Origin of the sequence: Metabacillus endolithicus (assembly GCF_023078335.1) — a bacterium.
Classification (GTDB): Bacteria; Bacillota; Bacilli; order Bacillales; family Bacillaceae; genus Metabacillus; species Metabacillus endolithicus.
Genome location: NZ_CP095550.1, coordinates 1,889,297 through 1,910,697 on the forward strand (window position 1 = coordinate 1,889,297; position 21,401 = coordinate 1,910,697).

The 21,401-nt window shown below is 38.1% G+C and carries 13 protein-coding genes and 3 pseudogenes; 2 read left to right on the plus strand and 14 right to left on the minus strand.

What is annotated here, in order from left to right; translation table 11 throughout:
• Positions 1-187 precede the first annotated feature (187 nt).
• From MVE64_RS09990 to MVE64_RS10020, 7 genes and pseudogenes are all read right to left on the minus strand, one after another.
• Positions 188-421 carry a DUF2198 family protein gene (locus MVE64_RS09990; protein ID WP_180320396.1) on the minus strand — a complete coding sequence of 78 codons (234 nt, stop codon included), beginning with the start codon at positions 419-421 and terminating at the stop codon, positions 188-190.
• A 12-nt stretch (positions 422-433) separates the two neighbouring features.
• Complete coding sequence (locus tag MVE64_RS09995) at positions 434-874, minus strand: GNAT family N-acetyltransferase (RefSeq protein WP_247346079.1); 441 nt, start codon at positions 872-874, stop codon at positions 434-436.
• 102 nt (positions 875-976) lie between these two features.
• Entirely contained in the window at positions 977-2,563 is a 1,587-nt protein-coding gene (locus tag MVE64_RS10000; RefSeq protein WP_247346081.1) for a peptide chain release factor 3, read from the minus strand.
• 561 nt (positions 2,564-3,124) lie between these two features.
• Complete coding sequence (locus MVE64_RS10005; protein WP_247346083.1) at positions 3,125-3,301, minus strand: hypothetical protein; 177 nt, start codon at positions 3,299-3,301, stop codon at positions 3,125-3,127.
• Between the two features lie 64 nt (positions 3,302-3,365).
• Positions 3,366-4,365, minus strand: a pseudogene (locus tag MVE64_RS10010) (inorganic phosphate transporter).
• A gap of 13 nt (positions 4,366-4,378) precedes the next feature.
• Positions 4,379-5,002 (minus strand): DUF47 domain-containing protein, encoded by a 624-nt coding sequence (locus MVE64_RS10015; RefSeq protein WP_247346085.1) that lies wholly within the window; start codon positions 5,000-5,002, stop codon positions 4,379-4,381.
• An 897-nt stretch (positions 5,003-5,899) separates the two neighbouring features.
• Positions 5,900-9,076, minus strand: a complete 3,177-nt coding sequence (locus tag MVE64_RS10020; protein ID WP_247346087.1) for an efflux RND transporter permease subunit — start codon at positions 9,074-9,076, stop codon at positions 5,900-5,902.
• A 186-nt stretch (positions 9,077-9,262) separates the two neighbouring features.
• Here MVE64_RS10020 and MVE64_RS10025 point away from each other — a divergent pair, with 186 nt between their 5' ends.
• On the plus strand, positions 9,263-10,108 hold the full coding sequence (locus tag MVE64_RS10025) for a TetR/AcrR family transcriptional regulator (RefSeq protein WP_247346089.1): 846 nt from the start codon (positions 9,263-9,265) through the stop codon (positions 10,106-10,108).
• A 142-nt stretch (positions 10,109-10,250) separates the two neighbouring features.
• Here the strand turns inward: MVE64_RS10025 and manA are convergent, their stop codons facing one another.
• On the minus strand, positions 10,251-11,198 hold the full coding sequence (manA, locus tag MVE64_RS10030; protein WP_247346091.1) for a mannose-6-phosphate isomerase, class I: 948 nt from the start codon (positions 11,196-11,198) through the stop codon (positions 10,251-10,253).
• Positions 11,199-11,276: 78 nt separating this feature from the next.
• Positions 11,277-12,731: pseudogene (gene cls, locus MVE64_RS10035) on the minus strand (cardiolipin synthase).
• 221 nt (positions 12,732-12,952) lie between these two features.
• On the opposite strand from cls, the gene MVE64_RS10040 reads away from it, so the two are divergent.
• On the plus strand, positions 12,953-14,284 hold the full coding sequence (locus MVE64_RS10040) for an aminotransferase class I/II-fold pyridoxal phosphate-dependent enzyme (protein ID WP_247346092.1): 1,332 nt from the start codon (positions 12,953-12,955) through the stop codon (positions 14,282-14,284).
• A gap of 1,323 nt (positions 14,285-15,607) precedes the next feature.
• On the opposite strand, the gene MVE64_RS10045 is transcribed toward MVE64_RS10040, so the two are convergent.
• From MVE64_RS10045 to MVE64_RS10065, 5 genes and pseudogenes are all read right to left on the minus strand, one after another.
• Entirely contained in the window at positions 15,608-16,744 is a 1,137-nt protein-coding gene (locus tag MVE64_RS10045; RefSeq protein ID WP_247346094.1) for a mannitol-1-phosphate 5-dehydrogenase, read from the minus strand.
• Position 16,745: 1 nt separating this feature from the next.
• Positions 16,746-17,177 (minus strand): PTS mannitol transporter subunit IIA, encoded by a 432-nt coding sequence (locus MVE64_RS10050; protein ID WP_121663537.1) that lies wholly within the window; start codon positions 17,175-17,177, stop codon positions 16,746-16,748.
• A complete protein-coding gene (locus MVE64_RS10055; RefSeq protein ID WP_247346096.1) occupies positions 17,177-18,211 on the minus strand; it encodes a BglG family transcription antiterminator in 1,035 nt (344 codons plus the stop codon). Before MVE64_RS10055 ends, MVE64_RS10050 begins: the two co-directional genes overlap by 1 nt.
• Positions 18,212-18,219: 8 nt before the next feature.
• Positions 18,220-19,293, minus strand: coding sequence for a BglG family transcription antiterminator (locus tag MVE64_RS10060; protein WP_247346098.1), 1,074 nt, complete (start codon positions 19,291-19,293; stop codon positions 18,220-18,222).
• 424 nt (positions 19,294-19,717) lie between these two features.
• Positions 19,718-21,156: pseudogene (locus tag MVE64_RS10065) on the minus strand (PTS mannitol transporter subunit IIBC).
• Between the last annotated feature and the right edge of the window lie 245 nt (positions 21,157-21,401).

Genomic DNA, 21,401 nt, shown 5'->3' on the forward strand with positions numbered 1-21,401 from the left:
AAAATCACTAAAAATACGAACTAAAGTTCGCATAAAATTTGTGTTTATGTAAAAAAATCAACTTTAGTTTGTTTTTAAAAATTCAGGCCAATGTCTGAAGTTACTTTACACCTTACAACCAAAGAAAAAAGAGCATACAGAGCAGCCCTTTTTCTTTCAGTATTTCTTTTTTTATTCAACCTCAAACCTATTTCTTCTTATGGAGGTTATCCTTCATTTTTTTCGCATAGAAGAAACCTACTCCTAATGATACGATGTCAATAAAATAAATGCTTGGGCCGTGTGTGTAGCCTTTTATGTAAGAGGCTGTTAACAATGCCGCAGTTAGGGCTGTTCCTACATAGTGATTATAGCTGACACGTGTAAACAGTAGCACAAGAAGAAAAGGCATAAAGATAGCTAAAATGATTTTGATTACCATATAAATCTCCTGTTAAATTGATAAATTGTAAAAATAAACAGCATCTTCTTTTTCGTAGCCTAAGCTTTCATAAAGGGCCTGTGCTTTTACATTGTCTTTTGTTGTTTCTAAAAGAATGCCCGCGGCACTGGTTTCGACTGCAAGATTCTTTGCTTTATTCATCAATGCTTTTCCTACTCCATGACGGCGATAATCTTCAGCAACAAATAAATCGTTTAATAGCCATTTGCGATTCATACCTACTGATGTAAAAATCGGATAAAGCTGAACAAAACCAGCTGGAGAATTGTTTTCCAATGCTAAGAAGATAAAAGACTCATTGTTTTCGATTCTCTCTTTAATAAATTCTTTTGCACCTTCGAGATTTGATGCTTGTCCGTAAAACATTCTGTATTGATTGAATAAGTGTGATACTTGGTCTAATTCATTTAAAGTCACTTTTAGAATATTCAATTGTTTTCCCTCTATTCCCTAACTTTATGTTTTCATCATATCATGGAAAATTGTCAAAAAACCACAAAAAGACTAATTCCCTTGAGGAATTAGCCTTCTATCTCACTTTTGTGATGTTACACCTTGATAGTCGTTTTCTTCTAATAAATCGACTAGCTCTATGTCTTTTTGATTTTCTAAGAAATAACGTAAAGTGAATTCATTTTCAAACAGAACCGCGAATGCACCATAACGGTCACGAACAAGCATACTTCTTGAATCAAAGAAGCGTTTATCAAACTTTTCACTTTTAATCCATCTTGGAATTCGTTCACCTAGTGGAGTGAATTCGATATCAACGTTATACTCAGCTTTCATACGGTATTCAAATACCTCAAATTGCAGCTGACCAACCGCACCGAGAATAATTGAATCATTCATTTCCTGACGATAAAGCTGAATTGCCCCTTCTTGAACAAGCTGCTCAATTCCTTTACGGAACTGCTTTGCCTTCATTACGTTTTTCGCTTGCACTCGTTTGAACAATTCTGGTGGGAATTGTGGAAGTTCTTCATATTGGTACGAATCTTTTCCACCAATTAACGTATCACCGATTTGATAGATATTTGGATCATAAATTCCGATAATATCACCAGGATATGCTTCATCAACGGTATCACGGTCCTTTGCCATAAAGGCTTGTGTTTGATTTAATTTAATTGTTTTATTCGTTCTGCTCAAGTTCACACTCATGCCTCGTTCAAATTTTCCTGAACATACACGGAAAAACGCAATACGATCACGGTGAGCCGGATTCATATTTGCTTGGATCTTGAAAATATAGCCTGAGAACTGATCTTTTTCCGGCTCGATTAAGCCTTGATCTGTTTTACGAGGCTGTGGTTGTGCAGCAAATTGAAGGAATGTATCAAAAAATGTCTGTACACCAAAGTTTGCAAGGGCACTACCAAAGAATACTGGTGTAAGCTCTCCTTTTTCCACACGCTCAGCTGTGAATTCATTTCCTGCTTCTTCAAGTAATTCCAGTTCACCTAATGTGTCTTGATAAATAGAATTTTCTTCAATATCCGTATTAGCGAGATCATCAAGAGAGATAATTTCTTCCTCTTCATCACCTTTAAAGCGAACGAATTGCTTATTAAACCGATCATGTATACCTAAGAAGCGTTTACCGCTTCCGACTGGCCAGTTCATTGGATATGATTCGATTCCAAGCACTTCCTCAATTTCTGAAAGCAGCTCTAACGGATCTCGCCCTTCACGGTCAAGCTTATTAATAAACGTAAAAATCGGAATACCCCTCATCCGACATACTTTAAAAAGTTTAATCGTTTGCGGCTCAACACCTTTCGTTGAATCGATAATCATGACAACACTGTCAACCGCTGTTAACGTACGATAAGTGTCTTCACTGAAGTCTTCATGTCCAGGTGTATCCAAGATATTCACGTGAAAATCATGATAAGGGAAACTCATAACACTTGAAGTAACCGAGATCCCACGTTTTTTCTCGATCTCCATCCAGTCTGATGCAGCAAATTTGCCTGATTTTTTTCCTTTAACCGTCCCTGTTGAACGAATGATTTGACCAAAGAAAAGCAGTTTTTCTGTTAACGTTGTTTTCCCAGCATCCGGGTGAGAAATGATGGCAAACGTACGTCGTTTATTTATTTCCTGTTGTAAGCTCATTAGCAATAACCTCTTTTAAATAAATTCGTGCTTCAAATATACTACAAAGCGATCGAAAGAACAATTTGTTGTTTAAACTGAAACATTCCTAGTTAGTTTATTCACCACAAAAAAAGCTGCCAATAACGGTCAGCTTTTTTACGATCCTTTTACACCTTAAATCTACCTACAAGCTCTTGAAGTTCAATGGCCATTTGAGTTAAAGCTTCTGATGAAGAAGCAGCCAAAAAAATGCTTGGAGACATATATGCTCCAAGCATTTTTTAAACCAAGATAAGTACTAGATAAGACGATTTCCAAATCTTCAAGAATCCTAAAAAATAAACTACTAAAATAAACGGAGAAATTCCTCTTAATGAGGGGATAGCACGAAAAATAGACGAAATAGACGGAAAGATTCCGCCTATTTAACCGAAAAAGATGAAAATGGACCATTTTACTTTGCTTAACCGGAAAAATTCCGCTTGTATCCCCCAAACGAGTTACATTCTCCAGTCTAACCGGAATAACTCCGCTTATTTAAACTCAGTTACTCAATTAAGCATCAAAAAGGTCTGCTTTTTATCTTCCATATCTCTTGATTACCCGTTTCCTCACATTGTTTCGTTCTTTCTTTGAATCCACCAAATTCCATGCAGTGGTATAACGGTATTTCTTACCCCATACAGAAATCAGCATGCGCATTCCTGTGATAAAGCTTAATAATAATAAGCTTACAATTAAAAATAAGATATCCATTTTATCTCCCCCAATCTTCCTTGTACACATTTATATGTGAGACGAGGGGAAACATTCTCAAAAATTACAAGAAGAACTGAAGAAAGTAATAGACAATTCCTGCCAAAATAGCAGCTGCGGGCAGTGTTACCACCCAAGTAAAAATCATTGTTTGGGTTTGTACCCCAATTAACTCCTTTTACCCGATTTGAAGCACCTACACCTAGTATAGAAGAAGAAATCACATGTGTTGTACTAACAGGTAGGTGAAAATAAGTTGCTGCAAAAATAATTGAAGCTGACGACAGATCTGCAGCCACCCCGTTAACTGGACGGATTTTCATAATTTTATTTCCAACTGTTTGAATAATTCTCCATCCACCAATAGAGGTACCCAACCCCATTGCTAAAGCACAGGAAAATTGTACCCAAAACGGAATATCCATTGTTTGATGATAGTTATTGGCGATAAGAGCTAATGTGATAATTCCCATTGCTTTTTGGGCATCATTTGTCCCATGTGTATACGCTTGAAAAGCAGCTGTTAAAATTTGAATTCTTCTAAATCGATTATTCGATTTTGTAAGTGAATGATTTTTGAACAGCACTTTAAAGAGACTAAACACAACATATCCAACGATAAATGCTAGAATTGGTGAAATTAGCAGTGATTGAACAATTTTTGTAAATCCTGAGTAGTTAATACTTCCAAAGCCAGACGCGGCAATTGCAGCTCCAACAATTGATCCAATAATCGCATGTGAGGAACTGCTCGGAATTCCGTAATACCATGTAATCAAATTCCATGCAATTGCTGAGACAAGGGCCGATAAAATCACAACTGATCCATTTTCTAATGTAAATGGATCCACAATCCCACTAGTAATCGTCTTTGCCACTCCTGTAAATGTAAGTGCCCCAACAAAGTTCATAACCGCTGCAAGAATGACGGCATGCCTTGGCTTGAGCGCTTTTGTAGAAACACTTGTTGCTATCGCATTTGCCGTATCATGAAATCCGTTTATAAAATCAAAAGCCAAAGCACCGACAACAATGAAGCATGTAATAAGTAGCGTCATCTCCATCTAGCTACGCTCCTTACGCATTTTTCATCACAATGCTATCAAGTGTGTTCGCCACTTTGCGACAGCTGTCAACGATGCCCTCGAGAGATTCATAGATGTCTTTATACTGAATGATTTTAATTGGATCTTTTACAGTAGCAAATAGATTTTTCACAGCCGTGCGAAGTAAATTATCACTATTCGCTTCATGTTCTTTGAGTTTTAAAGAGTACGGAGAGATTGCTTGTAATTTTTTCTGCGATAAACAGGTAATAGCTAACGAAATCTCAACAGCACATTGATGGTTAATGTTCACGAATTTTTTCATGTGCTCGGTTACATTTGTAACAGAATACATTTCAAAAAGTGCAGCAGTATGTTCAATTCCGTCTAGTACGTCATCGATATCGATCGCAAGTTGAAGGATGTCCTCCCTGTCGATCGGCGTGATAAACGTTTGGTTAAGCTCTCTCGTAATCGTTTGAATAAGCTCATCACCCGTTGATTCATACTCTTTTATTGCTTCTAAGAAAATTTGTAATTCATGATGATTTGATATGTTTTGTTCAATGCAATACTGCGTTGTTGATTGAAGATTATCTGTCATTTTTATTAAAAGCTCTGAAAATTTATCTCTTTTACCCTTTGAAAACACCATTTATTCCCCCAAGAAACCTTGTCCTTATTTATTGTTACGTATGTAATTATAAAAACATGTCAAAATTATCTAGATTACTCGTATTGTAGCTTATTCAATGGTTATTATGCTAGATAGTTGGAAAATATTTTCGTCGACATTTGTCTAAATTGGTCGATTAAATGAGGAATCGTTTTTCTTCTCTTGGTATATTCGGGACAGGAATCGAGGGGCGCTTATTCCTGTCTCGATTCAAGGAGAATCGGGACTCCAATCGGGTGACGCTTATTCCTGTCTCGATTCAAGGACAATCGGGACTCCAATCGAAGTGGCGCTTATTCCTGTCTCGATTCAAGGACAATCGGGACTCCAATCGGGGGCTGGCGCTTATTCCTGTCTCGATTCAAGGACAATCGGGACTCCAATCGGCTGGCGCTTATTCCTGTCTCGATTCAAGGACAATCGGGACTCCAATCGGTACTGGCGCTTATTCCTGTCTCGATTCAAGGACAATCGGGACTCCAATCGTACTGGCGCTTATTCCTGTCTCGATTCAAAGGACAATCGGGACTCCAATCGGGGACTGGCGCTTATTCCTGTCTCGATCCAAGGAGAATCGGGACTCCTATCGGGCTGGCGCTTATTCCTGTCTCGATCCAAGGAGAATCGGGACTCCTATCGGGCTGGCGCTTATTCCTGTCTCGATTCAAGGACAATCGGGACTCCTATCGCTGGCGCTTATTCCTGTCTCGATTCAAAGGACAATCGGGACTCCTATCGGGCTGGCGCTTATTCCTGTCTCGATGCCGGGGGAATAGCAATTATTTCCGCGATTTGGGCAATTTACACTCAGTTCCTGTTAATAGATCACAAACTAAAAAAGAACCCAACACAAATGTGCTAGGTTCCCTATTATGTTTATTCTTCTTCAACTAACGTTTTTTTACGACGCACCTTGCTTAATGCTTCATATACGATTGGCACGATAACAAGCGTTAATAACGTTGAACTTGTTAAACCACCAATTACCGTTACACCAAGGTCTTTTGAGATCATCCCGCCGCCTTCTAGTCCTAGTGCTAGTGGGATGAGGGCACCGATTGTAGCAATTGCTGTCATGAGGATTGGACGAAGACGAGTTGTACCCGCTTCTAAAATGGCCTCACGTGTGCTTAAGCCTTCTTTCTCCTTGTGGATCACGCGGTCAATTAATACAATCGCGTTTGTTACAACGATACCGATAAGCATTAGAGCACCAATCATTGAGTTAACACTTAATGTTTCACCAGCTATTAATAAGCCGACAAGAGCACCGATTACTGTAAACGGTAAGGAGAACAGAATCGCGAATGGCGCTAGTGCTCCACCGAAAGTGATAACTAAGATCAGATAAACGATCGCAATTGCTGCTAACATAGCTAAACCTAATTGAGTAAATGATTCTTGGATGTCCGCTGATACCCCACCCATATTTACTTCAATTGTTGACGGAAGTTCTAAATCATCTACCTTTGTTTGAACATCTGTTGACACTTTTGCAACATCATCCGTTTTGATTTCACCAGAAACTGAAACATAAATTTTCCCATCACGTCTTGTGACTGTATTTGATGTTTCTCCTTCTTGTACGTCAACAACATCACCAATTTTCACTTCTGTTCCAAGTGGAGATTGAATGGTTTTTTCTGTTAAATCATCAACATTTTCATACGTTTCTTCTTCAACTTGAAGATACACATTTAGGTCTTCACCGTCTTTTTCAACTGTTGTTAATACTGGACGTTCTCTTGTTGGGTTAAGCGCCATACCGATTTGAGCTGCTGTTAGTCCGTACTTACTTAACTCTTCTTGATTAGCTACAAATGTATACTCTTCATATGTTTCTGACATACTTGATTCTACATTTTTAAGAGAATCATTGTTTTCCATAATCTCTTGGATATCTGCTACAACAGGCTCAATGTCTTCCATGCTGTTGCCATAAACATACATCGTAATCGCATTGCTAGATCCCATTGAAGCAAAGTCTTGTGAAGCCCATTCTCCCCCACCAGCTGCTACTTCAATTAAATCTTCAACAACTTGTTCTTTTTCTTCCGCAAATTCTGGTGTGTCATCTTCATAAAGAATGAAGAACATCGCACTGTTTGTATCACCAGGATTCATTGGGTTTTCACTACCAAGTGAATATTGTACTGTTTTCACATGTTCTCTATCCAAGAAGAATTCTTCAGCACTTAAAGCTGCTTCTTCTGCTTGCTCTCTTGTTTCACCTGGCTCTGGTTTGTACGTAACAATCATCATTTTTTCTTCTTCAGAAGATAAGAAACTTACGCCGATAACCGGAACTAAGAATAAACTTCCTACTAACATAGCAATCGCAATCAGAGATGTAATGATCTTGTGGTTCAACGTCCAATTTAAAATTGAACGATAAGCACCAGTCATTTTTCCTGGTTTGTGTTCGTCATGTTGCTTTAATTTTTTGCTTTCACCATATAAGTTTTTCTTAAATAAACTGTGCGCCATCATTGGTACAATTGTGATCGCAACTAATAATGATGCTAAAAGCGCAAATACCATTGTTAATGCGAATGGTAAGAATAGTTCCCCGATCATTCCTTTTACAAGCGCTAACGGTAAGAATACCGCGATCGTAACGATTGTTGATGACATGATTGGTATGAACATCTCTTTTGTTGCTTCACGAACTAATGCCTTACCTTTTAATTGTTCACCTTTAAGTGACATTCTTCGGTAAATATTTTCAATAACAACGATCGAGTCATCAACAACACGACCAATCGCAACAGTCATCGCACCAAGTGTCATCATGTTCAGCGTAATACCCATTTGATTTAACAGGATAATTGCGATCAATAATGACAACGGAATTGAAATAATCGAGATTAATGTTGATTTAATATCTCTTAAGAATAAGAGAATAATAACAACCGCGAAAAGTGCTCCAAATAGTGCTTTACTTAGCATTGTCCCAACTGACTCTTCAATTGGTGTTGCTTGGTCAAGTGTGTAAACAACATCAAGACCTTCAATTTCATCTTCAAAATCAGCTAATTTTTCTTCAATACCGTTGGCAACATCTACTGTATTAGCGTCTGTTGCTTTTACAATTTGAATACCGATTGCTTCCTTCCCATTAGTACGAGAAATCGACTCTGCCTTTCCAACTAATTCGATATCAGCAATTTCTGAAAGTTTCACAGTAGGCAATTCGATATTAGCAGGCATTTGTGCTTGGGCTTGGCCTGCACCAGCTTGTGGTGACTGATCGGTCATATCAGCCGATTGACCACCTTGTGCTGCTGCCTGTTGATTTCCTTGCGCTGAAGGCATAACTGGAATTTCAATGTTTTTCAAATCATCAATTGTTGTAATGTTTCCATCGACTACAACAGATTTTTCTGTTTCATCTAATGTTAAAACTCCTAATGGAAAAGTAACATCAGAGCCTTGAATAAGACCTTTAACTGTCTCTGTATCTAAACCTAGCTCTGCCATTTTATCTTCTTTAAAAGTAAACTCTACTTCCTCTAACTGTTGACCAGATACTTGAACAGAAGAAACACCTTCAACCCCTTCTAAAGCAGGGATGATTTCGTCTTCAACAACAGTAGTAAGCTCTGCAAGTGATTGATCTTCATTCGCAATACTTAATGCTAAAATAGGAAATGCATTTAAACTAATTCTTGAAACGCCAGGTTCATTAGCGCCATCAGGAAGTTCAATATCAGTTAATGCATCGTTTAATTCATCTTCAGCTTCATCCATATTTTTTTCAAATCCGTATTCGATTTGAAGAGATGAAGCATTTTGCATAGAGTTTGAGCTAACAACATTCACTCCATTTAAATTTTGAACAATCTTTTCAATGGGTTCTGTGACATTATCAGCGACTTCTTCAGGTGTAAGCCCTGGATAAATCGTTGTAACTGAAATAATTGGGGTAGTAATATTCGGGATTGTTTCAAGCTTCATGTTTAATCCAGAATATAACCCAGCTACTGTTATAATAATTGTAAGTAGCCATACAGCAAATTTGTTTTTCAAAACAAAATTAATTATGCTATTCATAACATCCTCCATATTTAGAATCTAATTGACTATTGGGTCACAATAATTAATAATATAAATGACTAGTCAGTCACAGTCAATGAACATTTTGTTAATAAACTTTAATTTTTTTGTAAATGTTCTCAAATAATTTATAAAAAGTTCCATATAGAGGCTGGGTCTTTGTAGTAAGGAGGTTAGGTCATAATGAAGGAAAAAGAAAAGAAAATTATTGAGGCCGCCGTTAGTATTTTTGCAACAAAAGGATATTCCGCTACATCGATTCAAGAAATTGTGGATGCTTGTGGAATGTCAAAAGGAGCTTTTTACTTATACTTTAAATCGAAGGATGCCCTGCTGCTTTCAGCATTCAAGTATCAGTTTCAATTAATTCAGTCTAAAGTCGATTCTGTTCCAGTTAAAGATTTATCGCCTCGTGACGCATTTGTTCTTCAGCTTAAAACACAGCTAGAAGAAATTCAAAAGAACAAAGAATTCATTATTATGCAAACACGTGAACAAGCAATACCAATAAATTCTGAGATTGAGGACTTTATTAAGAAAATGACGCAAAATATTGGGAGATTTTATCATAGATCTCTTCATGCTATTTATGGCACAAAAATTGACCGTTATATTTTCGATTTAAATATGATTTTACAAGGTATTGTTCAATCGTACCTAAAACTGATTATTCTTGATCTAGGACAATTTGACCTTCAAAAGTTAGCAGCCTTTGTTTTAAGACGAGCTGATGATTTAGTTGAAGGGTATCTAAAATCAGACGAAGAACCAATTTTATCAGATGAATTCGTTTGTCAGTTAACCGAGCAATATCCAGAGTTAACAAGGGAAGATTTACTAAGAGAAATTTCACTGGTGAAAAATAAGATCGATAATGAAGCTTTTTTAATTACGCTAGATGTGATTGAGGAAGAAATAAAGGGAGATTCACCTCGTTTACCCGTAATCAAAGGAATGTTAAGCAATATAAAAAACGCCCCTGGTTTAGAAGAATTAATTTCTGTCCTTGAGCATTACTTTAAGCTGTAAAATAGAAATAGGGATGAGCCATGCTCTTCCCCAATTTCTTACATTCATCCAATCGTTTCAGTTTCCCGATCTGTCCCCTGAATCTTCCTTCAACACAGTTGCAAACATACATAAAAAAATCCCCTTAAGCAAGGAGACTCAATTATGTATGCGACACAATCAGTTCAAGTGTGCCATCTACGATCATTTCTTTTGTATCGGCTGTTACTAGAAAATGGTCACCCTTTTGAAGCGAAAGTGTTTCTTCCTTTGTTTTTACAGAACCTTGTCCATTAATTACACTGCACAAGAGAAACGGTGCTTCTTTTTTATGTTTATATTCATCAACTACATTCCATTTATAAACAGAAAAGTACTCTTCTTCTATAAATGTCGTAATCATCGTTGATCTATTTTCTTCAATATGAGGTTTTACTTGATTTACATCGTCGGGTACAGTTGTCACCCCAATAGCCTTTGATAGGTGCAGCTCTCTTTTCTCTCCATTTTGATCAACACGGTCATAATCGTACACACGATAAGTTGTATCAGAGCTTTGCTGTGTTTCCAACACAAGTGTTCCTTCACATAACGCATGAATGGTCCCGCTTGGAACATAAAAAAAGTCACCCGGCTTAATTTTCACTCTTCTTAACAAGTCCTCCCAACGACCAGAATGAATCATCGTGACCAGCTCTTCTTTTGTACGGGCATGATGGCCAAAAATCATTTCGGCTCCTTCTTTACACTCAATAATATACCAGCACTCTGTTTTGCCTAGTTCACCATTTTCATGTTTTTTCGCATATGTATCATCCGGATGAACTTGTACACTTAAGTCTGCTTTAGCATCTAGTATTTTCGTTAATAAAGGAAAGCGATCGCCGCCTGCATGTCCAAAAAGCTCTTGGTGGTTTTCCCATAGCCAACTTAATTCCTTTCCTGCATAGGGTCCATTTTGGACGGTACTGTTTCCGTTCGGGTGTGCACTAATTGCCCAACACTCCCCCGTATGCTCACTCGGAATGTCGTACCGGAAGGAATCTCTTAATGCTGTTCCACCCCAAATTCGTTCTTTAAAAACAGGTTTTAATTTTAGTAGCTCTACCACACAATTTCCTCCTTATCATACTAGTTCGTTATCACATTCATTAAAAAACAGACAAATAGTAAAAAAGGCTTACTTTCATTATAAGATAGGAGATAGCAATCTGGAAACAGATTCCTTAAAACGAATCGCCTTCGAACGTTGATGATAAGCTTCCAGCGTGTATTCCCGTGACTGCAAAACATCCTGTTGGAACTCTTCTGATAGCTTTCTAGCAAGATCTTCATCATAAATAAACGCATTTACCTCAAAATTCAATTTGAAGCTTCTTACATCGATATTTGCAGTTCCAACAGAGGCAATTTCATTATCTACTACAATCATTTTGGCATGAATAAAACCATTGTCATATATGTACACCTTCGCACCTGAATTTAATAATTCGGCAACATATGAAAGAGTGGCCCAGTACACAAATGGATGATCAGGCTTATTCGGAATCATAAGCTGCACTTCAATTCCTGATAAACAGGCTATTTTTAACGCATCAAGCAGGCTAGCATCAGGAATAAAATACGGTGTTTGAATATAAACGGATTTTTTTGCGGTAGAAATCATCTTAATATAGCCATTTTTAATTTGTTCCCATTCAGAATCAGGACCGCTCGTCACAATTTGCAGGCTGCTGTTCCCAACTAATGTAACAGGTTCAGGAAAAAGCACTTGTGAATAAGCAATTGTCCGCTTTTCTGTCGCTTGATTCCAATCAAGAATAAACCTTGCTTGAATCGCATGTACCGCTGTTCCTTGAATTCTTAAGTGTGTATCACGCCAGTAACCGAATGAAGGATCAAGCCCCCTAAATATTCGTCACCCACATTAAAGCCACCTACATACCCTGTTTTACCATCAATAATGACAAGCTTCCGATGATTACGATAATTCAAGCGCAAATTAATCCATCTTAGCTTTGAAGGAAAGAACACCTCTACCTCACCTTCTGCAGCACGAAGTTCTTTGAAAAACGATTTTCTTAATCCTCTCGAGCCAAGATCATCATATAAAACTCTTACTTTAACACCTTGAAATTGCCTTCTTCGTTAAAGCCGCAACCAGCTTCTTACCAAGTTCTCCGTTTTTCAAAATATAATATTGTAAATGAATGTGATCGGTCGCCTCTTCAATATCCTTGAACAATTGGGAAAACTTCTTATTTCCATCTGTAAAAATATCAACGAAGTTATCTTCTGTTAACACCGCATCATTGTTAATAACCTGCATATTAATCAGCTGCTTATGCTGCTTTGCCGTTTCACTTTGAAAAGCAAATGTATTTTTACGAATATCTTCAAGCTGTGTGGCCAATAGCTTTTCAATTCCAAGCTTTTTCCGGTCCTCCCATTGAAACATGTGGTATCGACTTAAGTTTTGACCAAAAAGAAGATAAAGCACAAATCCTAAAACCGGAATAAAAAAGAGAACAAGCAACCACGCCCATGAAGACGGCGCATCTCTTCTTTCTCTAAAAATCATCACAATCGCAAATAAAATATTCAAAACAATAATAAATCCAAGCAATATTGATACAATATTCATGTATATTCCTCTCATCTACAAATGACCTTTTCACACATAGTATATCGTGAACCGATGGGAAATGTTGTATGTTTTGGTGTTAATTTTCTTCAAAAAAAGAATTGTCTAAGAAATTTCAATTTAATATGTAATAACCACTGTGAGAACAACCCTCACTATGTTAAAATACTTCTTAATGAATTTTCAAAAAATTATTTCCCTAGAGGTGAAAAAATAGGATCATGAATGAATTAGCACAAGCTTTAAACCAAGCAATCAAAGAAGATAATGAACATGTCTATCATATGTTATCCCAGCTTGGAAAGGAAATGTTCTATCCAAAGGGAATTTTAAGTCAATCAGCTGAAGCAGGCAAAAAAGCTCACCGCTTCAACGCAACAATCGGAATTGCAACAGAGGGCAATCAACCAATGCATTTCACTCACTTGCAAAACCTTTTTGGAGATCGTGTAGCACCAAAAGACTTGTATCCATATGCCCCACCGCAAGGGAAAGAAGAATTACGAAAAGTATGGAAAGAAAAAATCTTAAAAGATAACCCAAGTGTAAACAGTGATGTAGTTGGTTCACCAATTGTTACAAACGCTTTAACACACGGTTTAAGCATTGTTGCTGACTTATTCGCTGATGAAGGCACTCCGGTTATTGTGCCTGATAAATTCTGGGGTAACTACAACTTAACATTCAAAGTTCGCCGCGGTGCAAATGTTGTTACATTCCCATTATTTAATGCAGAAAACGGCTTTAATACTCAAGCTTTAAAAGAAACAATCTCTGCTCAGAACTCTTCTGGAAAAGTCATTGTTCTTTTAAACTTCCCGAACAACCCAACTGGTTACACACCACTTGAGTCAGAAGCAAAAGAAATTGCCGCAGTTTTAACAGAAGCTGCAGAGGAAGGCTTAAATGTTGTTGTCTTAATTGACGATGCATATTTCGGCTTATTCTATGAAAATTCTATGAAAGAATCCATTTTTAGCTACCTAGCAGATGCTCACGAACGCATTTTAGCTGTAAAAGTAGACGGTGCAACAAAAGAAAACTATGTATGGGGCTTCCGTGTTGGATTTATCACATATGCAAGCAAAAGTTCGGCGATCTTAAACGCACTTGAGCAAAAAACAAAAGGGTTAATCAGAGGAACAATCTCAAGCAGCTCACACCCATCTCAAACATTGATTCTACAATCACTAAAATCAGATGAATTCGCTGTAGAAAAAGAACAAAAATTTGCACTGATGAAAAGCCGTGCTGATAAAACAAAAGAAGTTCTGGCAAAAGAAGAATACCAAAAATACTGGACTTACTATCCATTCAACTCTGGCTACTTCATGTGCCTAAAACTTAACGGAATTGATGCCGAAGAACTACGTCTACACCTACTAGACAAATACGGAGTAGGAACCATCTCAATCAACTCAACAGACCTTCGCATCGCCTTCTCATGTGTAGAAGCAGATGACATCGAAGAACTATTTGATTTGATTGCACAAGGGGTTTGCGGATTTAGCTTAGGTTTGAGTGGTGCCTGTCACTTCCCGAAGTTTGTCTAAAAAGCCCTCACATCCTAGATTGGAAAGGTGAGGGTTTTTTGGTGCCTGTTTTGAAGCATAAGTTCATTGTATTCGGAATTTCTAAGCTATAACACGTTCGAACAGGTTCCTGTCCCGATACCCTCCGAATCGGGACAGAAATTCACTCATAGCACTAGTGTTTGTCCCGATACCCCCTGTATCGGGACAGAAATCTACTCATGGCACTGGCGTTTGTCCCGATACACTCCGAATCGGGACAGAAATTCATTCATAGCACTAGCGTTTGTCCCGATACACTCCGAATCGGGACAGAAATTCACTAATAGCACTGGCGTTTGTCCCGATACCCCCTGTATCGGGACAGAAATCTACTCATAGCACTAGCGTTTGTCCCGATACACTCCGAATCGGGACAGAAATCTACTCATGGCACTGGCGTTTGTCCCGATACACTCCGAATCGGGACAGAAATCTACTCATGGCACTGGCGTTTGTCCCGATACACTCCGAATCGGGACAGAAATCTACTCATGGCACTGGCGTTTGTCCCGATACACTCCGAATCGGGACAGAAATCTACTCATGGCACTGGCGTTTGTCCCGATACACTCCGAATCGGGACAGAAATCTACTCATGGCACTGGCGTTTGTCCCGATACACTCCGAATCGGGACAGAAATCTACTCATAGCACTAGCGTTTGTCCCGATACACTCCGAATCGGGACAGAAATTCACTCATGGCACTAGTGTTTGTCCCGATACACTCCGAATCGGGACAGAAATCTACTCATGGCACTGGCGTTTGTCCCGATACACTCCGAATCGGGACAGAAATCTACTCATAGCACTAGCGTTTGTCCCGATACACTCCGAATCGGGACAGAAATTCACTCATGCCACTAGTGTTTGTCCCGATACCCCCTGTATCGGGACAGAAATTCACTCATGCCACTGGCGTTTGTCCCGATACCCCCTGTATCGGGATTGAAATCTACTCATAGCACTGGCGTTTGTCCCGATACACTCCGAATCGGGACAGAAATTCACTCATGGCACTAGTGTTTGTCCCGATACCCCCTGTATCGGGACAGAAATTCACTCATGGTACTGGCGTTTGTCCCGATACCCCCTGTATCGGGACAGAAATCTACTCATAGCTCTGGCGTTTGTCCCGAAACACTCCGAATTGAGACAGGAATCTTAAAAATTCGGAAGTTCTGGCCCAAGATTCAGCGAATCTATCAACTTCAATTAAAAGACTATCATTCGACAAGAATAAACATCCCCCAAAGCCAAAAAAGTGCCGCCCTCGTTGTGGCGACACTTCACAAAATACACGATTAAAATTTCTCCGCTACCTTATCAACCAATGGGTGATCCATAGCTAGGCCTGCAACTTCACTAAATGCAGCTGCTGCACCTTGTTCTTCTACCTTTTGTTTCAACTCTAATGATTCCTGATCTTCTTGTGATACAAATTGTAATGCTGCTGCCATAACCTTTACAAGGTTCTCTGGTACTTCATTGAATTCATTTAAGTATTCTAATGCTGGTGCTACAAGTCGGTCTTTTGGTCCAAGCTTACGGATTGGAGCTCTTCCGACACGCTGAACATCATCGACGATATATGGGTTGGCAAAGCGACCGATGATTTTCTCAATGTACGTTTGATGTTGATCTGCATCAAAACCGTATTTGGATACTAACACTTTACCTGTTTCACCAAGTGTGCCTAACACATCTTTCTTCACGTCTTCCTTCGCAATCGTTTCAGCAATGGTGTTAAGTCCAGCCAAGTTTCCTAAATAAGCTGTAGCAGCATGACCTGTATTCACCGTGAATAGCTTACGCTCAATATAAGCTGAAAGATTTTCAACGAAAAGTGCTTCCTCAATTTTCGGCTGTCCACCCTTAATTTGTGTAGAATCAATCACCCATTCATGGAATGGTTCAACAAGAACATCTAAAAGACGTTCGTTGTTTTGATTTGGTACGATACGATCTACTGCAGAGTTCGGGAAGCCGATATGTTCTTCCACCCATGCTTGTTCTTCTTCATTCAGCTTTTCTAACACATGTTTTTTCAGCTCACTACTTCCACCAACCATGTTTTCACAAGCAATGACGTTAAGTGCTTCCCTACCGATTTCCTTACGTTTTTTCAAACCTTCTGCAATCAAAGGAGCCACAAATTTCAAAATATGTGGACCAACTGCAGTTGTTACAATATCAGCTGTTGAGATTGATTCTACAACCGCATCTGGAGATTGCTGACTGTTAATGCCTGAAACTCCTTCAACCAAAGTTTCCTGTTTTTCTTCGTTTGCTAGCATTACACGATATGATTTCTCTTTATTCAGTTCATCGATCAACGCTTCATTTACATCAACAAATTCAACAGAATATCCTGACTGATGAAGAAGAAGCCCGATGAAGCCGCGTCCGATATTTCCGGCACCAAAGTGAGTCGCCTTCAAATTAGTTCACCTCGCTAAGAAGTTGCAGTATTTCCTCTTTCGTTTGTGCTTGAACAAGTTTCTCAACATTTTCTTCTTCAGAAAGAACAATCGCAATCTTAGAAAGAATGTCTAAGTGCTCGTCGCCTTTACCAGCGATTCCGATTAGAAGTTTTACTGTGTTACCATTACCGAAGTCAACCCCACCAGGTACTTGAATAACTGATAAACCTGAGTTAAGAACAGCTGATTTTGCTTCTTCTGTTCCGTGTGGAATGGCAACAAAATTACCCATGAATGTTGAAGATAATTCTTCTCTTTGTAACATGGCTTCGATATACGCAGGCTCTACATACCCTTTGTCTACTAAGATCTGACCTGTTGCTTTAATTGCTTCAGTTTTATCGCTATATTGTTGATTTAATATAATGTTTTCTTGGTTTAAAATACTCATTAATGAACACTCCTTAAGTTTTGAACAAAGTTTGTAAAATATTTTTGACTAATATATTGAATAAGACTACTTTTTGCAGCCGTTTCAAACATGGTAATACTTTCTTGTGATTCAATAATGCTCGCACTGATAAAGCTCATAATCTCCAAATCCTCAGCATCTGCATGTTCAGGTGCAATGAGTAAAAGAATTCTTGAAACCTCAAGCATTTCATTGTCCATCGCCCTTAACGTAACCGGGCGATGGAGGTTAAGAACATGAAATCCTGGTCGGACAACTGTTTCGCTTCTGGCATGGAATAAGGCTAGTTTTGTTTCAGGTATCGCTACCCCACCAACATGTTCCCGAAGTAGCAAAGCTTCGACAATATCGTTCTCATTATGAACGAATCCTTTATCTTTTAACCTCTGACTAATAGGTGCTAGTATTGACCTTAGTTGTTCTGTATTTTCTATTTCAAAAACTTCTAATTCCTCTAAAAGCTTTAGTAAAATATGTGACTTACTTGTAAACTCTTTATACTGATCAAAGGTTAATGTTAGCTCTTCCTCGTCTTTCAATTCCTCATAAAAACTTGGACTTGTTGCTATTTCTAACCCTTTTTCTTCAATATAATCTTTTATTTTATTTAATTCATCTGTTGTTAGAATTGAAATTTTAACAAGCAAATAATCACTTGAAATGTCTTCTATAGGAATTGTAGAAAGAATCAGATCATACTCACTTACATTAATATCTCTCAATTCAAATGCAGATATGTTTTTAAGCTCCGCAATATGCGGAAATTGATTGTTAATTTGTGTGGCAAGCATCTTTGATGTTCCTATACCACTTGAGCAGATAATTAACGCCTTTAATTTTTTCACAACTTTTCGTTTATTTAAGGCTGCCCCAAAGTGCAACACTAAATATCCAACCTCTTCATCGGGCACCTTTTCAAACGGCAAACTTTCACTTACAGCTTTTTTAATAACCTGAAAAAGCTCTTGGTAGTCTCGCTTAATTTCTTGAAGCAGTGGATTTGTAATTTTCATCCCCTGTTTTAGCCGATAAATTGCGGGCTGAAGATGAAATTTAGCAAGCCTTGGAATAGAGATTGATCATGCTTTAACCCCTTGCCTGTAAGCTTTTCAACCTGCTCAATCAATCTTTGCACAAGGTAAGCAATCTCAACATTTTCATCCTGGATATCCATCTTACCTTCAAATCGAAGCTTTGCACCTCTTAAATGCATCGTAATATACCCTTTTTCATCTTCAGGTATGTCGATACTAAATGTTTCTTCAAGCTTCATCGCAATTTCATTGGCAAAAGCAAACTCACGGGATTCCTTCAATTGTTCGAGATATTCGCTCTTTATTGTGATGTTCTCCCCCCGCTGAATTCGTTCAATCGCAAGCGCAAGGTGAACAACTAATCCTACGTATGAGCTGTCGGCAAGTGGATAAGGCAAGCGAGAATTAATCGTATTAATTAAATTCTCTATTATAATGAGTTTTTCTTTTTGAACGAGACCAAGTAGTCGCTCTGAAATCGAATCGATTTTATTTGAAGATTTTCTTTCAATGTTTTCTCGAACCATTCGTAAAAAGTCAGGAACATCAAACCGGTTAGATATCAAGCTAGTGATTGCCTTACGCTTTGCTTCTTCCGCTCCCGTTAGCTCAATTCCATAACCTCTTCTTCGTATTAAGTTCAATCCATATTCCTGTACAAAAGGCTCTAATTTATCAAGATCATGACTGATTGTTGCGGTTGTGACGCCAAGATCGTTTGCCAATGATTGAAGCTTCATTGGCTGCTGATGATCTAATAATGTACAAAGTGCCACCATCATCCGCTCGTCAGGTGTGTATTCCTTATAATCCTGCTTTTGAATCGAAATTCTTAATTCATGAAGACTACCTTCATCTCCAATAATTTTAATTCCAATCCCAGCTCGTTTTACCAACTCAAGTTTGAAGTCTTGTAACACTGACTCAATATTTTTCAGATCTCTATGTATGGTTCTTTCACTTACATCAATTAAGTCAGCAAGTTCCTTAATTGTCACTTCCTGATTAGCTTCTTCAATTAAATATTGAAGAATAAGACGCTCCCTAGCGGAAACAATCATTCCCCATCAACTCGTTTCAACATGAGTTATTGACATAGTTTAATTATAAATGTGTCTACCATGTATGTTCAAAGGATAGAATAGGCAATTTTTTCAGATATGATAATGACATTATTTAATTAGTAAAAAAAAGCCTGTTTCTATGTACCTTGCCCAACTTCGTATTGCGGCATACCGCTTGAAAAATGAATTTATGCTGCGGCTTCTGAATGTTTTATCTGCGATTATTAATACTTATCTTCGATTCTGGAGGTTTTATCTTCGATTCTGAAGGCTTTATCTTCGATTATTGTAATTTATCTTCGATTCTAGGGGTTTTATCTTCGATTAGACAATTCCCGACAACTTCCACGTCGCCCCCCAACATTTCACACCTTAAAATATAAAAAGGATGCGCTACCTAAGGTAGTCGCATCCTCCCTAATTATTTTAACTTTTCAACAATCTCATCATATCTCGGCTGTTTAAGAAATTATCAACTGATACGTGATAAGCAGCTGGCAACTTTGCTTTTGCACGATCTGTTAAGTCTTTGTGAGAAATAACGATATCTGCATCAGCTGGAATGTTGTTGATTGAAGTGTTTGAAACATCAACACCTTCAATGTCTGCTTTTTTCACTTTATTTCTTAGAATTGAGGCACCCATCGCACTTGAACCCATTCCTGCGTCACATGCGAAGATGACTTTTTTCACATTAGCAAAGTCAAACTCCCCAGTTGAAGTTGCTTCTGTTGTTACTTCAGCGCCTGTTAAGTTACCACTTACAGAGCTCTTTTTACCTTTCATTGCTTCCATTTTTGCAGTAGCTTCTGTTAAATCTTCATCTTTTTGCTTGCTTGTTTTTAAGATTAATGATGCTACTAAGAATGATACAGCCGCTGCAACGATTACACCAAGAAGAACTCCTACGTAACCACCTTTTGGAGTCATTGCTAATAATGCAATAATACTACCTGGAGATGGGCTTGCTACTAGACCTGCATTGAACACAGTGAATGTGAACACACCACTAATACCACCAGCGATTGCTGCAAGAAGTAACATAGGCTTCATTAAGATATACGGGAAGTAAATCTCATGAATACCACCTAGGAAGTGAATAATCACTGCACCAGGAGCTGTTTGTTTTGCAGAACCTCTACCAAAGAACATATAAGCTAAAAGAATACCTAAACCAGGACCAGGGTTTGATTCAAGTAAGAATAGAACAGATTTACCAGCACTTGCTGCTTGCTCAATCCCAATCGGACTTAAAATACCGTGGTTAATTGCATTGTTAAGGAATAAAACCTTTGCCGGCTCAATGAAAATACTTGCTAACGGAAGTAAGCCTGCATCAAAAATACCTTGAACCGCACCTGCTAATACTTTGTTTAACCCTTCAACAACTGGACCAATACCTAGTAAGGCAATAATCGTTAAAATGGCACCTAAAATTCCAGCTGTAAAGTTGTTTACTAACATTTCAAAACCTTGACGAACTCGATCTTTAAATAGACCATCAACCTTTTTGATTAAATATCCACCAAGTGGACCCATAACCATTGCACCTAAAAACATCGGGATATCCGCACCAACGATAACCCCCATTGTAGCTGTCGCACCAACGACACCACCACGTACGTCATAGATCATCTTACCACCAGTGTAACCAATTAATAGTGGAAGAAGGTACGTAATCATTGGACCAACTAAAGCCCCTAATGTTTCATTTGGTACCCAACCTGTAGGAATGAATAAAGCTGTAATAATACCCCATGCAATAAATGCACCTATATTTGGCATAATCATGCCACTTAAATAACTACCAAAACGTTGAACTTTAACGCGAAAATCGCCCTTGTTTTGAGTCGTTTCCATTATATTGTCACCTCTTTGTAATATGTGTACTTTCTTGTTTTAATAATAAAGCGATTACAACAACAAAACAATTTAAACTAAACTATATTTTGTCTGACACAATGTTGACAGAATTAATTTTGGAAAGAGATGTTATTAGTTTGTCAATAGCTAATATTGTCGAAAACACGTTATTCTATTAACTTTTTTAAAATTTTCTTCATTTAAAAAGGAATGAACCTGATGGGAATTTATCAGATCCACTC

What these genes read in the sequence shown, in the direction of transcription:
- MVE64_RS09990 (WP_180320396.1), bottom strand. Translation starts at nt 421, where the DNA reads ATGGTAATCAAAATCATTTTAGCTATCTTTATGCCTTTTCTTCTTGTG.
- MVE64_RS10000 (WP_247346081.1), bottom strand. Translation starts at nt 2,563, where the DNA reads ATGAGCTTACAACAGGAAATAAATAAACGACGTACGTTTGCCATCATT.
- MVE64_RS10005 (WP_247346083.1), bottom strand. Translation starts at nt 3,301, where the DNA reads ATGGATATCTTATTTTTAATTGTAAGCTTATTATTATTAAGCTTTATC.
- MVE64_RS10015 (WP_247346085.1), bottom strand. Translation starts at nt 5,002, where the DNA reads ATGGTGTTTTCAAAGGGTAAAAGAGATAAATTTTCAGAGCTTTTAATA.
- MVE64_RS10020 (WP_247346087.1), bottom strand. Translation starts at nt 9,076, where the DNA reads ATGAATAGCATAATTAATTTTGTTTTGAAAAACAAATTTGCTGTATGG.
- MVE64_RS10025 (WP_247346089.1), top strand. Translation starts at nt 9,263, where the DNA reads ATGAAGGAAAAAGAAAAGAAAATTATTGAGGCCGCCGTTAGTATTTTT.
- MVE64_RS10040 (WP_247346092.1), top strand. Translation starts at nt 12,953, where the DNA reads ATGAATGAATTAGCACAAGCTTTAAACCAAGCAATCAAAGAAGATAAT.
- MVE64_RS10050 (WP_121663537.1), bottom strand. Translation starts at nt 17,177, where the DNA reads ATGAGTATTTTAAACCAAGAAAACATTATATTAAATCAACAATATAGC.
- MVE64_RS10055 (WP_247346096.1), bottom strand. Translation starts at nt 18,211, where the DNA reads ATGAAAATTACAAATCCACTGCTTCAAGAAATTAAGCGAGACTACCAA.
- MVE64_RS10060 (WP_247346098.1), bottom strand. Translation starts at nt 19,293, where the DNA reads ATGATTGTTTCCGCTAGGGAGCGTCTTATTCTTCAATATTTAATTGAA.